The 13,072-nt window shown below is 41.2% G+C and carries 14 protein-coding genes; 12 read left to right on the forward strand and 2 right to left on the reverse strand.

Features of this window, described 5'->3' with window-relative positions; translation table 11 throughout:
• Positions 1-142: 142 nt before the first annotated feature.
• The 7 genes from B9T26_RS09300 (at position 143) to pal (ending at position 6,724) form a co-directional block, all read left to right on the forward strand.
• On the forward strand, positions 143-1,492 hold the full coding sequence (locus B9T26_RS09300; RefSeq protein WP_171262976.1) for an amidohydrolase: 1,350 nt from the start codon (positions 143-145) through the stop codon (positions 1,490-1,492).
• Between the two features lie 245 nt (positions 1,493-1,737).
• Positions 1,738-2,148 carry a tol-pal system-associated acyl-CoA thioesterase gene (gene ybgC, locus B9T26_RS09305; RefSeq protein ID WP_086175603.1) on the forward strand — a complete coding sequence of 137 codons (411 nt, stop codon included), beginning with the start codon at positions 1,738-1,740 and terminating at the stop codon, positions 2,146-2,148.
• A 25-nt stretch (positions 2,149-2,173) separates the two neighbouring features.
• Positions 2,174-2,872, forward strand: coding sequence for a protein TolQ (tolQ, locus tag B9T26_RS09310; RefSeq protein WP_086199428.1), 699 nt, complete (start codon positions 2,174-2,176; stop codon positions 2,870-2,872).
• Positions 2,872-3,321, forward strand: a complete 450-nt coding sequence (gene tolR / locus B9T26_RS09315; RefSeq protein ID WP_086199429.1) for a protein TolR — start codon at positions 2,872-2,874, stop codon at positions 3,319-3,321. The genes tolQ and tolR overlap by 1 nt, the downstream gene beginning before the upstream one ends.
• 3 nt (positions 3,322-3,324) lie before the next feature.
• On the forward strand, positions 3,325-4,608 hold the full coding sequence (gene tolA, locus B9T26_RS09320; RefSeq protein ID WP_086199430.1) for a cell envelope integrity protein TolA: 1,284 nt from the start codon (positions 3,325-3,327) through the stop codon (positions 4,606-4,608).
• A 206-nt stretch (positions 4,609-4,814) separates the two neighbouring features.
• Positions 4,815-6,098 carry a Tol-Pal system beta propeller repeat protein TolB gene (tolB, locus tag B9T26_RS09325; protein ID WP_171262977.1) on the forward strand — a complete coding sequence of 428 codons (1,284 nt, stop codon included), beginning with the start codon at positions 4,815-4,817 and terminating at the stop codon, positions 6,096-6,098.
• A 56-nt stretch (positions 6,099-6,154) separates the two neighbouring features.
• Positions 6,155-6,724 carry a peptidoglycan-associated lipoprotein Pal gene (pal, locus tag B9T26_RS09330; RefSeq protein ID WP_086199432.1) on the forward strand — a complete coding sequence of 190 codons (570 nt, stop codon included), beginning with the start codon at positions 6,155-6,157 and terminating at the stop codon, positions 6,722-6,724.
• 57 nt (positions 6,725-6,781) lie between these two features.
• Here the strand turns inward: pal and B9T26_RS09335 are convergent, their stop codons facing one another.
• A complete protein-coding gene (locus tag B9T26_RS09335) occupies positions 6,782-6,976 on the reverse strand; it encodes an NF038105 family protein (protein ID WP_086199433.1) in 195 nt (64 codons plus the stop codon).
• 186 nt (positions 6,977-7,162) lie between these two features.
• Here B9T26_RS09335 and B9T26_RS09340 point away from each other — a divergent pair, with 186 nt between their 5' ends.
• From B9T26_RS09340 to B9T26_RS09360, 5 genes are all read left to right on the forward strand, one after another.
• On the forward strand, positions 7,163-8,137 hold the full coding sequence (locus tag B9T26_RS09340) for a class 1 fructose-bisphosphatase (protein ID WP_086199434.1): 975 nt from the start codon (positions 7,163-7,165) through the stop codon (positions 8,135-8,137).
• Between the two features lie 54 nt (positions 8,138-8,191).
• Positions 8,192-8,968 (forward strand): TrmH family RNA methyltransferase, encoded by a 777-nt coding sequence (locus B9T26_RS09345; RefSeq protein ID WP_086199435.1) that lies wholly within the window; start codon positions 8,192-8,194, stop codon positions 8,966-8,968.
• Between the two features lie 167 nt (positions 8,969-9,135).
• Entirely contained in the window at positions 9,136-9,750 is a 615-nt protein-coding gene (locus tag B9T26_RS09350) for an RNA polymerase sigma factor (protein WP_086199436.1), read from the forward strand.
• Positions 9,747-10,067 (forward strand): hypothetical protein, encoded by a 321-nt coding sequence (locus B9T26_RS09355; protein WP_086199437.1) that lies wholly within the window; start codon positions 9,747-9,749, stop codon positions 10,065-10,067. The genes B9T26_RS09350 and B9T26_RS09355 overlap by 4 nt, the downstream gene beginning before the upstream one ends.
• Positions 10,057-10,461, forward strand: a complete 405-nt coding sequence (locus B9T26_RS09360; protein WP_086199438.1) for a DUF3106 domain-containing protein — start codon at positions 10,057-10,059, stop codon at positions 10,459-10,461. The genes B9T26_RS09355 and B9T26_RS09360 overlap by 11 nt, the downstream gene beginning before the upstream one ends.
• Positions 10,462-10,649: 188 nt before the next feature.
• On the opposite strand, the gene B9T26_RS09365 is transcribed toward B9T26_RS09360, so the two are convergent.
• Positions 10,650-13,061, reverse strand: a complete 2,412-nt coding sequence (locus B9T26_RS09365) for a CSLREA domain-containing protein (protein ID WP_086199439.1) — start codon at positions 13,059-13,061, stop codon at positions 10,650-10,652.
• Positions 13,062-13,072: the final 11 nt, after the last annotated feature.

Genomic DNA, 13,072 nt, shown 5'->3' on the forward strand with positions numbered 1-13,072 from the left:
ATATTCCAATCACTAAAATAAAGTATACCTTAAAAGTATATTTAGGATACCTACAGAGTTTTGATTAAATTTAAAACAATATGCAATTCTAGAAAGTCACTTTAACTATTTCAAACTCTTAAGGTTCTCCCAAGATATGAACATGTACAAGCAGCTCTCCCTTTGTCTTCCACTTATCTTTTGTAGCCAACTCAGCCTTGCTGACTGGATTGATGATTCCGTTAAAAATGTAGAAGCCCACACCATTAAGCTGCGCGAACATATTCATCAGCATCCTGAACTTGGCAACATGGAATTCAAAACTTCTGAGCTGGTACAAAAAGAGTTGAAATCCTATGGCATTGAAGTGCGTAAAGGTTATGCCAAAACAGGTGTAATTGGTGTACTGAAAGGTGCTAAACCAGGTCCGGTCATGGCACTTCGTGCAGATATGGATGCCCTGCCGATTGAAGAAAAAACTGGACTTCCTTATGCCAGTAAAGCCAAAGCCATGTATCAAGGTGCAGAAACGCATGTCATGCATGGCTGTGGTCACGATGCACATACAGCCATGTTATTGGGTGCAGCCAAAGCACTCGCTGCCAATAAAGATAAAATTGCAGGCACCGTGGTATTCGTATTCCAACCTGCTGAAGAAGGCGGAGCCGATGTCGATAACTTTAGCCAAGGTCATTTAATCGGTTCACGTAAAATGATTGCCGATGGTGCGTTGAACAATCCCAAACCGGAAGTCATTTTCGGTATGCACGTGATGGCAGGCATGCCTAGCAGCAATATTTTATATAAAGATGGTGCGATTCTGAACAGTGCCGATCATTTACGCATTCAAGTGAATGGTAAACAGGTACATGGCTCCATGCCTTGGCTCGGTCGTGATCCGATCTATGCGTCATCACAAATGATCAACAACATGCAAAGTCTGGTCAGCCGGAAGGCGGACTTGACCAAAGGTATGGGGGTGGTGAGTATTGGTAGCATTCACGGTGGTACAACAGGTAACGTCATTCCAGATCAAGTCAATATGGTGGGTACGATCCGCTCCAATAATGAAGATGTGCGCCAAGGAATATTAAAAGACCTACCGAAAATGATTGAGCATAATGCCGCAGCCAATGAGGTCACTGCAAAAGTGGAAATTGCGCCCTACGCGCCTGTGACCACCAATGACAAAACCTTAACCAAGCTGATGCAGCCTACACTGGCTCAGGTGAATGGAGAAGATAAACTGCATGTACTGGACAACAATGCCAGTGCCAGTGAAGATTTTTCTTATTATGGTCAGCTCATGCCGTCCTTGTTTGTCTTTGTAGGCGCAACGCCTGCCGATCAGGACATGGCCAAAGCCGCACCTAACCATAACCCTTTATTTATTGTCGATAATGCGACCTTAAAAACCGGAGTAGAAAGCCATGTGCGCTTTATTCTGGATTATCCAAAAGTTGCCGGACAAGTACAGGCAGACTGGAAAAAAATGCAAGCTACAAAAAAATAAAATCCATTTTTTAAAAAGTGAGCATCCTTTGCTCACTTTTTTTATATCTAAAGGTTTTGAGGATTGAATAGAGAATAAATTTCATTTGAAACCTTGTGCCATTGGACTCAACTCTCATAATGATAAACTGCAATGCGTTATACAGCTTGACTCTTGGCAAAAAAAACGTCATTTTTTCACAGTTTTTTTAATCCACTAAAAGTACAGCTAAAACCATAAAACTGAATTGAAAAATGGGATCCATCATGGCGAATAAATTCGAATTCAACATTCGTGTATATATTGAAGACACCGATGCAGGTGGCATTGTCTATCATGCTAACCATATTCGTTTTATGGAACGTACCCGTACTGAATGGTTACGTGCGGCAGGTGTTGAACATTACTGGCACCAAAAAGATTATCACTTTGTGGTCCATAAAATAAATGTAAAATATGCGCGTCCTATCCTGATGGATGATCTGATTACTGTTACCGCGAGTGTAGTTTCGTGTAAAGCGACATCTTTTGTATTGCAACAAAATATTTATCGTGGTGAAATCATGCTTGCATCTGGTGAAGTTGAATTGGCATGTATCAGTGTAGACGGCATGCGTCCAACACGACTTCCTGAAGAAATCCGTACACTAATTCTGAAAGAGTTAGGACAAGACTAAAAAAATTTATTGGCACATTGTAACTATGGCAACACAACTAGAATCTTCGCTACACGTATCAGATCTTATTTTACAAGCAAGTCCTGTGGTTCAACTGGTAATGCTGCTGCTCCTTCTGGCATCACTATATAGTTGGTATCTGATTGCCAAGTTACATATGAGTTATAAAAAAGCCCAGGCAGATGATGAACATTTCCAAAAAATCTTCTGGTCGGGTGCCGAATTAAATACCCTTTACAACAATGCCCAGCTCAATTCCAAACGTGTCGGTCTGGAAGATATCTTCTATCAGGGCTTGGGTGAATTTTTAAAGCTGACCAAACGCAATGCACCGGCACAGCAAAGCATTGAAGGTACAGAACGCCTTTTACGCGTTGGCCTAAGCCGTGACCAAGGCAATCTGGAACAAGGTTTGGGTGCCTTGGCGAGCATTGGTTCAGTTGCACCCTATGTCGGCCTTTTCGGTACGGTTTGGGGCATCATGAATGCCTTTATTGGTTTGGCAGATGTTGATCAGGTCACACTGGCCACTGTTGCACCTGGTATTGCCGAAGCTCTCATTGCAACCGCAATTGGCCTGTTTGCAGCCATTCCAGCCGTTTTGGCCTTTAACCATTACACTGCTAAAGGTGAAACAGTCTATTCAGACCGTGCTTTATTTGCCGAAGAAATGGTGGCGCTTTTACAACGTCAAACTGTGGGCTCTGCACAGGAAAATGACTGATGGCAATTCAACGTTCTGGACGCTTTGAGCGTATCAAAAAACCATTAAAAAGTGACATGAATGTCGTGCCTTATATCGACGTCATGCTGGTGCTTTTAGTAATTTTCATGGTCACAGCACCCATGATTACGACCGGGGTAAAAGTTGATTTGCCTCAAGCCAATGGCACGCCCATGCAGGCCGAAGACCGCCCTGCCATTGTCACGCTTGAAACAGATGGCACTATTAAACTGGAAGATAAATCACATAGTAATGATGTGCTCACACTCGATGAATTAAAAGCTGTGCTGACTGAATCGCAACGTGAAGCGTCAGCACAGAAAAAACAGATGAGCGTACTGATTAACGGCAGTGAATCTCGTCCTTATGGTGAAGTCATGAAACTCATGTCTGCCCTACAGGATGCAGGATTAACTCAAGTAGGTTTACTGACTGAGCCATTAAAATAATTTATGAAAGATTTCACAAAGCCACAATCTAAAGAAAAAACGATTGCGCTTGGATTTACCATCGGTGTCCATGTGGTGGCAATGACTGGCTTACTTTTTTTAGGCATGAGTAAACCACCTGAGCCTCCTAAAAAGATCACGACGGTTTTAGTTAAACCGGAAGATTTACTGCCGCCGCAACCTTTAGAGCAAACGGATTCAGTAGAAACTGCACATGAAAAAGTTGCTGAACAGGTGCAACAAACAGCCAAGCCAAGTGTGGAACCTGCTCCGGTTATTCCGGTTACTCAACCTACACCTCCGACACCAGCACCAAAACAACCTGATACCAATAAAGCGGCTCAACAAGCCAAAGCCGCTGCTGAAGCAATGCAAAAAGCTGAGCAACAAGCTGCGGAAAATGCAAAAGTCGCTGCAGCAAATAAATTAAAAGCCCAAGCTGAGGCAGCTGAAAAAGCCAATGCAAAAGCTGCGGCTCAAGCTAAGGCCGATGCTGCTGCAAAAGCGGAAGCAGATGCCAAACGTAAAGTAGATCAGGCTGAACGTGCGAAAGCAGAAAAAGTAAAAGCGGATGCATTAAGAAAGGCGGAAGCGGATAAACAGCGCGCTGAAACCGCGGCAAAAGCCAAAACTGATGCTGCAAATAAAGCCAAGGCTGAAGCGGTTGCAAAAGCGAAAGCCGATGCAGCTAACAAGGCAAAAGCTGACGCTGCTGCGAAGGCGAAAACTGACGCTGCGAATAAAGCCAAAGCGGATGCTGCTGCAAAAGCGAAAGCCGATGCGGCTAATAAGGCAAAAGCGGATGCTGCTGCAAAAGCTAAAATTGATGCTGCGAATAAAGCCAAAGCGGATGCTGCTGCAAAAGCGAAAGCAGACGCTGCAAATAAAGCTAAAGCTGATGCTGCGAATAAAGCGAAAGCCGATGCTGAAGCCAGAGAAAGAGCAGCGGAAGAAGCTAAAGCATCTGCAGCAAAACAGGCTGCGGAAGAAGCCGCGACTAAAAAAGCTGAAGCAAAGAAAATTGCATCATCTGCGAAACGTGATTTTGAAAATAAAATTAAACGAGCATGGGATATTCCAAGTGGTTCATCAGGTCAAAAAGCTACTGCCCGCGTGACTTTAAGTGATAGCGGTTCAGTTCAATCGGTGATTGTAAATTCTAGTGATCCAGACATGAAAGCCAGTGTGGAAGCAGCCGTTCGGTCAGCAGCTCCCTACCCAATGCCTTCTGACCCAGATGCACGCCGTGAAGCAAGAACCTTTACTTCAACCTTTACCGCAAAATAAAACCTAAACCGCATCAATTTTCGATTGATGCGGTATTTTTTGATCTTTAAACTATGGATTCAAGAAATAGATGAAATTTTCGTCACTTTTCACAGTCTAATAACAGTTTAGTCATCATGATGTGCTTCCAATCATTCAAAATCATGCCATTATGTGACACAAGCAAATTCACAATAATTTACATCTTTTAGAGTACGTAGCAGATGATGGAAATGACGCGTAAACATCTACTTTGCCTGACCATTTTGACCGCTTTAAGCCCGGTATTTGCCACGCAATCCTATGCACAATTGCATCTGGAAATTGCCAAGGCCCCTGAAGAAGCGCCAAAGATTGCCATTATTCCGTTTAATAATGATCAAAGTATTTATCCAATCGTCGAAAACGACCTGAACCGTTCAGGTAAATTTAGCAGTGCTTCAAAGAACCTCCCTGCAACAGCGAGTATGAATACTCCAAATGCTGAAGCATGGAAAGCTGCCGGGGTTCCTTATGTAGTGACCGGTACAGTAAAAGCCACGGATAATGGCAGTTTTGAAGTTCATTATCAGCTTTATGATGTAGAAAAACAGCAGTATCTATTAAATGAATTATTGACTGTCCCTGCGTCACGTATCCGCCAAGCCGGACACATGATCAGTGATGCAATTTATCAGGCATTAACCGGTATTCCTGGCGATTTTAGCGGTCGTATTGCCTATGTACTACGTAACCCTGCAACCCCTGAACAGCGCTATACCCTACAAATTGCCGATACCGACGGTGAACAGCCAAAAACCATTCTAACTTCCCGTGATCCGATTCTGTCACCAGCCTGGACCCCAGACGCGAAAAAAATTGCTTACGTTTCATTTGAAACCAAACGTCCAGCCATTTATGTACAGGACCTGGCTACAGGAAAACGTGAAAAACTGGCCAGTTTCCGTGGGCTAAATGGTGCACCGAGCTTCTCACCGGATGGCAAAAGCATGCTGTTTACAGCTTCTATGCATGGCAATCCTGAAATCTATCAAATGAATCTGGATACGCGTGAACTACAGCGTATGACCAATGACAGTGCCATTGACACTGAAGCACGTTATGCTCCAGATGGTAAATCTTTTATTTTCACCTCTGACCGCGGTGGTTCACCACAAATCTATACCTATAGTTTTGCTAATGCTTCGGCAAAACGCCTAACCTTCCGTGGAGCATTTAATGCCCGTGGTACATTAAGTGCTGATGGTAAAAAAGTTGCACTGGTCCATCGTCCAAGCGGTAGTAATTACAAAGTTGCCATTCAGGACATCAACACTGGTATTACCAACATTCTTACCCCGACTAGTCTGGATGAGTCACCAAGTTTCTCGCCAAATGGTCAAATGGTGGTCTATGCAACCCGTGAAGGAAATCGTGGTTTATTGTCGATCATGTCACTGGATGGTCGTTTCCGCATGAATTTACCAAGTGAACAGGGCGAAGTTCGTGAACCAGCCTGGGCACCTAAATAACAATTTGATCGAATAAATTTTATTAATCTAAAGCAATGATAATCATGGAGATAAAGATGAAAGCAGTTCAATTATTGGTTCTTCCAGTTCTGGCAACAGCCTTGGTGATGACTGGATGTGCCAGCCGCAAGCCTGCCGCTGAAATTCAAGCAGGACAAAACCCGAGTGAAGCGACTACCGTAAATACTGAAGGCTTAAGTGAAGATGCTGCCTTGAATGCACAAAACCTGGCAGGTGCATCATCTAAAGGTGTGACTGCGGCAAATAAAGCATTTTTAGCCAAGCGCGTGGTTCACTTTGACTATGACAGCAGCGAATTGTCAAACGAAGACTATCAAACCCTTCAGGCACATGCGCAATTCCTTGTCGCCAATGCCAATTCAAAAGTGGCTTTAACAGGTCATACCGATGAACGCGGCACACGTGAATACAATATGGCTTTGGGTGAGCGTCGTGCCAAAGCAGTAGAAAGCTTCCTGATTACCAATGGCGTTGCTGCAACCCAATTGGAAGCGGTAAGCTATGGTAAGGAAATGCCAATCAATGCAGGTCATGACGAAAATGCATGGAAAGAAAACCGCCGTGTAGAAATTAACTACGAAGCAGTTCCGCCATTATTAAAATAATGGTTCTGATAAAAAAGCGCTCAAGTTGAGCGCTTTTTTTATATCTTACCAAGAATTTTAAACCTTTTCAGATTCATTAGATTCTTCTTTTGGATGTTGCATGGATTCAATCAGATCGTGCTTATTGAATTCTTTATATTCCGCTTTCGCTTCATAGCCTTTCCAGGCTTCTTTCACTTTTTCGGCAGAAATATCATCTAAATTCATAGCTTCATTTGGCGTTGGAGTCGCATCAAACTTTTGCGTTGTCATAACTGTGCTCCTATCACGTTTTCCATAACCTATAAATCTCAACATAGCATTTTCCACAGAACTTACAAGAGTAAAATCGCGACAAATAGTCGAGTTTAATTGTTCTTTTGCTGCATTCTCATCTAAAATAGTTGCCCATATTCTTTTGATAAGTTTTTATCATTTTCTACTTGGAGTTTTCCTGTCATGTCATACCTCACCCTTTCCCAATATTTACAACAACAAAACGGGAATCTGACACCTGAGCTAGCTCAAGTTATTGAAACAATTGGTAATACATGTAAAGACATCGATCAATTATTGCAAAAAGGTGCTTTAGCTGGCGTTCTAGGTAGTGCACAACACGAAAATGTTCAAGGTGAAGAACAAAAGAAACTGGACGTTATTTCAAATGATTATTTAATTGATGCGTTAAAAGTACATGCTGAAGTTGGCGGTTTAGCATCTGAAGAATTAGATGAATTCACTCCTGCCCAAGAAAATGGTAAATATCTTGTATTGTTTGACCCGTTGGATGGTTCTAGCAACATCGACATCAACATGTGTGTAGGTACTATTTTCTCAATCCTGCCTGCAAAACATGCTGTAACACAAGCTGAAGACTTCTTGCAAGCAGGTACTAACCAGGTTGCAGCAGGTTATGTGCTCTATGGTCCATCTACCATGATGGCGCTTACGGTGGGTGCTGGGGTGGTATTCTTTACTTTTGACCCTGAAACCAAAGAATTCTTGCTCACTAAAGATGCCATTACCGTTGCTGCTGATACTAAAGAATATGCCATCAATGCCTCTAACCAGCGTCACTGGGAAGCGCCGGTAAAACGTTATATCGACGAATTACTTGCAGGTAAGACAGGCCCGCGTGAAAAAGACTTTAACATGCGTTGGGTGGCGTGTATGGTGGGTGATATTCACCGCATTCTTTGCCGTAGCGGTATCTTTATGTACCCATATGACACTAAAGATCCGAAAAAAGCCGGCCGTTTACGTTTAATGTATGAAGCAAACCCGATGAGTATGCTGATGGAACAGGCAGGCGGCGCATCTACAACTGGTCGTGTACGTATTTTAGAGATTCAGCCGACTGAACTTCATCAACGCGTACCTGTGGTGATTGGTTCTAAAAATGAAGTTGACCTCGTAACTCGCTACCATAATTAATTTTTTATAGCGGAAGTAAGTCCTGATGACTTGCTTCCGTGGATTTGATCTCCCATGCCTACTATTTTTCTAGAATCAAAAGATAATCCTAAAATTAAGCATTTACGCGGCTTAATTGAGCAAAATTCATATCGTAAAAAACAAGGCCAAACTGTACTTGAAGGCACCCATTTATGTTTGGCCTGGTTAGCAGAAGATAGAAAAATCAAATCTATTTTTACCACCGAACAGGCACTCAATCATCCCGATTTTGACCGGATTGCAGAACAATACCAAGGTGCAGTGTTTATCATTAGTGAGTCTTTATATAAAGACTTGAGTACCTTAGGCACTACCCTTGCATGTCTTGCCATTGTCGATTTACCCAGTTCACGCCATGCCCTCGATTTTACAGCTGACACCTTGATTCTGGAAAATATCCAAGATCCGGGCAATGTCGGTACTTTGCTCCGCTCTGCAGCTGCAGCAGGTATTCAGCAAATTGTCTGTACCAAAGGTTCAGCTTCACTGTGGTCGCCACGGGTACTGCGTGCCGGAATGGGTGCACATTTTTCCTTGCACACTTATGAAAATGTGACACTTGAAGATATTTTGGATCAATTCAAGATTCCTGTTTACGTGACCAGTTCACATGAATCAGAGAGCTTATATTCCAAGGATTTAACCAAATCCTGTGTCTGGATTTTAGGCAATGAAGGTCAAGGTGTTTCTGAATACGCCCTTGCACATGCACAAGCAGTTTCCATCCCTCAACCGGGTGGACAAGAGTCTCTAAATGTTGCTATTGCAGGGTCTATATGTTTCTTTGAAATGGTACGCCAACGCTTATAAATCTGATCTTTCGTTACTTTATTTTAAACTTCCCTCATCCATGTTTAAAAATAGATTACACTAGAAAAATAATAATTTTTTTGTCAACCAAACCATTATTTCCTACGTTATAGATATATGAATATGGAAATAATGGTGGGTATCCAATGACAGGATTTTCCATCTCTATGGATTCAGCACCGAAGTCGTCTCAGTCGGAAAATTTAAGTACTCTGAAGAGTACGGCTGAACAACGCCTGAAAATTTTCATGCAGGATGTGACTGGACGTGCTTTAGTGATGATGGAAAGTGCAACTCAGGGTCAACAAGGCATTGCGATGGATCTCGTGCAGGAAGCGTTCATTTCCTTGCATAAGGCATATGCAGATAAGTCGACTGATGAGTGGTATCCCCTGTTTTACACCATCTTAAACCATAAACTGCAAGACTGGCGTAGAAAAGAAGTCCGCCGAGCACAACCTTTTTCTTTTTTTAAAAAGGTCAGCTTGGATGATGACGATATCGAACTGAATGATATTGTTGATGAAAGTACACCTAGTCCATTCGATTTTCTTGATCAAGCCGTGACTGCCGAAGAAATACAGGAAGCTATCGCTCAGCTTCCTGTTCGCCAGCAACAAGCTTTCATGCTGCGTGCTTGGGAAGGTTTTGATACACACACGACTGCACAAATTATGCAATGCAGTGAAGGTAGTGTAAAAACCCATTATCACCGTGCTATTCAAGGTCTCCGAGCTTCTTTAGCACATTTGAATCCATATCGTGGAGGGTCATCCGAATGAAGCAAGATGATTTCTTAAAACAAGTTACTTCCAAACTCGATGGACTCGCACAACATCACAAAGCCAAACCTGCTGTGATGAATCATGTCATTGAAGAAATTCAAGCGCGAGAAACATCCCGTTATGGACTTTGGAAAATGTCAGGTTTTGCGCTTGCCGCTGCAATTGCAGGATTCGTGGTGTTCCCAAATTCCATTGAAATGGCAACAAAACCTCAAAATCAAGTTGTGGTGACCCCAAAACTATCTCCGCAAATGGTTGAAGATTTGGAGATGCTCATGGTTTTAGGTGAGGATAAGGTTCCACATGGCAGCTAAAAAATTAGCATTTGCTTTTTGTGCTCTCGGATTTTTACAAACCAGCTTTGCTGGCTTTGAACGTTTTTGGATTTTTTCCAAAGATGCTGACACACAAATAGCAGAAACTTGGGATACATTATCGGATAGTGAACAGCGCGCGCTTATTCAACGCTATCAATCACTTAAAGAAATACCTGAAGCACAAGGCACAACCCTACAGCAACGTATGGATTGGTTTACCCAGCTTCCAGAGCAAGAAAAACAAAAAATGCGTGAAACCTGGCAAAAAATGAGCAGCCAAGAACGTAAAGAGTTGGGTATCCGTATGCAAAAGGCAACACCGGAAGAACGACCTCTGATTCGCGCTGAATATATCAGTAAATATTTACAACCTCAGACCGTCAGTCACTAAATAACCATGATAAACAATGGCTCTCAAAGAGAGTTATTGTTTTTATTTTAATATTTAAGCTTTGTTATTTCTCAAACCACACTATTTTATTTCAATCATTACCTATGATTATTCATTAATTTTCATAGTCATTAATAAAGTACATATAATAAAAAAGCCTCATTAATGAGGCTTTTTTTATTAGGGTATTACTTTTTGCGACGATTTCTAAATAAAGCAAGACCAGCCAAGCCTAAAACACTATATATCCCAAGGCTTCCACCACCACCAGATGCTTCATTATTCGTATTTTTCTCAGTATTAAGTAAGTAAATTTTCGCATTATTTGATGATATGCCCTCTGTATCAAAAATATTATATTCAAGTTCATAATCAAACTGACTAAAATTATTTTTCACTTCAAAGTATAGCTGTCCGCCATAACAAGTATCTTTGATATAGTTACCTGGACATGGACCTTTACGATCCGCATTCACAATTAAACCAGCAGGAATGCTTGATAGCCGTATTGGCAACTCAACTCCCTGTTCATTTTTGTAAAATGTAGTCTTACTAATAGTTAAATGAGTTGTTGGTCCATCCCCATCATCACTATCATTACTTAGCGGATTAACACTCAATGCCGAATTTGAACTTGGAGTAATCGAATAGGTATCATTCTTTGCTATAGGTGCAATATTGATAAAACTTGCCGTTATAAGCCCGGTAGATGTAACTGAGCTGTCTTGATTAGAAGTAATGCTATATGAACAGTAAGCATTACCATCTACCACCTTGCCATCCGTACGATAAAGGATGATCTGTTTTAGATCTTCCTTCCATTCGCACTTAAAGTTAGGATCAGCAGTTCCTACAAACTCGTATACCCCACTTTTTTCAACAAATTCACCTACACCATAGTTATGGGTCGTAATTGTATAGTTATTCGTATTTAGCGCTTTGAGTTGAATTGCACCACTAATATCCGAAGCAGGCTCTTCGCTTGGTAAAGCATTTACAAACGGATCAAAATATATAGCGCGATACTGAGCATATAGTTCGGTTAATTTTTTCAGGTCTTCATATTTTTTTAAGTCTTCTTGATCTTTTGTTCTAAGGTCCTTATCTTCTTCAGGATCAGCAAGATATCCTTTCAACTCATCAATTTTCTTTTGATAATCTGCAATAAGTGTGGTGTAAGAGCGATTGGATAATGTCGTTATATCAGGTGCAGTTAAGCGCATACGTTCAATCGAGCCAATATCACAGGTGTTGTTCTGATCTGGATCTAATATATGAGTACTATCTGCAATACGCGCCAAATTACGTTGATCAGTAGTACTACATCCTGGCTTACCAACATTGACCAAATCAGAATCATTCTGATTATCGATTGGATAATACATCGGTAAAAATAAATTATATTTAGATGCAGCTTGATATGGCGACAAAATGGTCGACATGCTGGTTGAGCCTAAATTAATATTGATATTAGAACTTGTATCGCCAGCAGTGGATGCTGCTGGCAAATCACACTGTCCTGTTCCAGGATTCAGCTGCAAAGCATTTTGATATGCGTAGATCTCACGTTTAACACCTGTCAAGTCACCATTATTTAAGGCGTAACGGCAAGACTTACCTAGATTATAAGCCAGTATATTGAAATTTAAAGAAATATTTCCAGTATTATCATAATACAAAGTACTATGAGCATTATTTTCAACAATTGTATTACTGCTTAAAGATAATTGAGAACTTGGGCTTAAACGATGATCTGGAGTATTTACAATACGAATAATACTACCATTATTGCTATTCGCCGTGTTCTTTGCAATTGTACTTGCAGTAATTGCTACTTTTGAACTACCACATACATCAATTGAACTTAGGCTGGTTGCTGAACCATTTTCTATAATACTGCTGTTATTAATGTTAATAAGCGCATTTGTTTTACCCAGATTTACCATACAATCCATAGCAATAACACTACCTTCATTTGCGTTATTACCTTGTATCAGCGTATTGTCTAAAGTAATTTGATTTTCTGGCCTGTGGGCTACGAAATAGATTGCTCCACCATCTTTGGCTGAGGTTGAATTTAAAATAGCACTATTGGTCATATTTAAAGAACCGCCAATCAACAATGCCCCACCCACCTCACCTGAAGCCCCACCATCTAAAGTAACATTATATAAAGATAGTGTTGGTTCCTGATTGATGGTATTGAAAATTCGCGAGGCATTTTTTGCGCTGATTTTTGTTTTTATATTTTGGCGCGCTGGATATTCATTGGTTAAGACATCCTTTGTTGAATAATCGCCGGGCAATTTCCCATAAATATAAATTTCTGATTCTGGCGTTAATTCACTGTTAAGAATATATTCACCCTCTTCAAGCTGAATATAGTCTTTCTGCCCTCTTGTGGTATTGCCTGCACTACAACCACCATACGCCTTATTTAAACTGGCTGCTTTAATTGCTTCACGCAATGAACATTTATTGGGATTGGTATTATCTTCATCATCGAAGGTATTCACATAAATTGTTTTTTGTTCTGCTGCCATTAATGACATCGCAGACAATATCATGGCAGTCAGTAATCCCTTTTTATAATTTTTCATAGATCATCCTT

Source organism: Acinetobacter sp. ANC 4169, assembly GCF_002135355.1.
Taxonomy (GTDB): domain Bacteria; phylum Pseudomonadota; class Gammaproteobacteria; order Pseudomonadales; family Moraxellaceae; genus Acinetobacter.

Excerpts from the sequence above, each read along its gene's own strand:
- tolB (WP_171262977.1), top strand. The coding sequence starts at position 4,815 with ATGGAAATGACGCGTAAACATCTACTTTGCCTGACCATTTTGACCGCT.
- B9T26_RS09350 (WP_086199436.1), top strand. The coding sequence starts at position 9,136 with ATGGATTCAGCACCGAAGTCGTCTCAGTCGGAAAATTTAAGTACTCTG.
- B9T26_RS09360 (WP_086199438.1), top strand. The coding sequence starts at position 10,057 with ATGGCAGCTAAAAAATTAGCATTTGCTTTTTGTGCTCTCGGATTTTTA.
- B9T26_RS09340 (WP_086199434.1), top strand. The coding sequence starts at position 7,163 with ATGTCATACCTCACCCTTTCCCAATATTTACAACAACAAAACGGGAAT.
- pal (WP_086199432.1), top strand. The coding sequence starts at position 6,155 with ATGAAAGCAGTTCAATTATTGGTTCTTCCAGTTCTGGCAACAGCCTTG.
- B9T26_RS09365 (WP_086199439.1), bottom strand. The coding sequence starts at position 13,061 with ATGAAAAATTATAAAAAGGGATTACTGACTGCCATGATATTGTCTGCG.
- B9T26_RS09345 (WP_086199435.1), top strand. The coding sequence starts at position 8,192 with ATGCCTACTATTTTTCTAGAATCAAAAGATAATCCTAAAATTAAGCAT.
- tolQ (WP_086199428.1), top strand. The coding sequence starts at position 2,174 with ATGGCAACACAACTAGAATCTTCGCTACACGTATCAGATCTTATTTTA.
- tolA (WP_086199430.1), top strand. The coding sequence starts at position 3,325 with ATGAAAGATTTCACAAAGCCACAATCTAAAGAAAAAACGATTGCGCTT.
- ybgC (WP_086175603.1), top strand. The coding sequence starts at position 1,738 with ATGGCGAATAAATTCGAATTCAACATTCGTGTATATATTGAAGACACC.
- B9T26_RS09335 (WP_086199433.1), bottom strand. The coding sequence starts at position 6,976 with ATGACAACGCAAAAGTTTGATGCGACTCCAACGCCAAATGAAGCTATG.
- B9T26_RS09355 (WP_086199437.1), top strand. The coding sequence starts at position 9,747 with ATGAAGCAAGATGATTTCTTAAAACAAGTTACTTCCAAACTCGATGGA.
- tolR (WP_086199429.1), top strand. The coding sequence starts at position 2,872 with ATGGCAATTCAACGTTCTGGACGCTTTGAGCGTATCAAAAAACCATTA.
- B9T26_RS09300 (WP_171262976.1), top strand. The coding sequence starts at position 143 with ATGTACAAGCAGCTCTCCCTTTGTCTTCCACTTATCTTTTGTAGCCAA.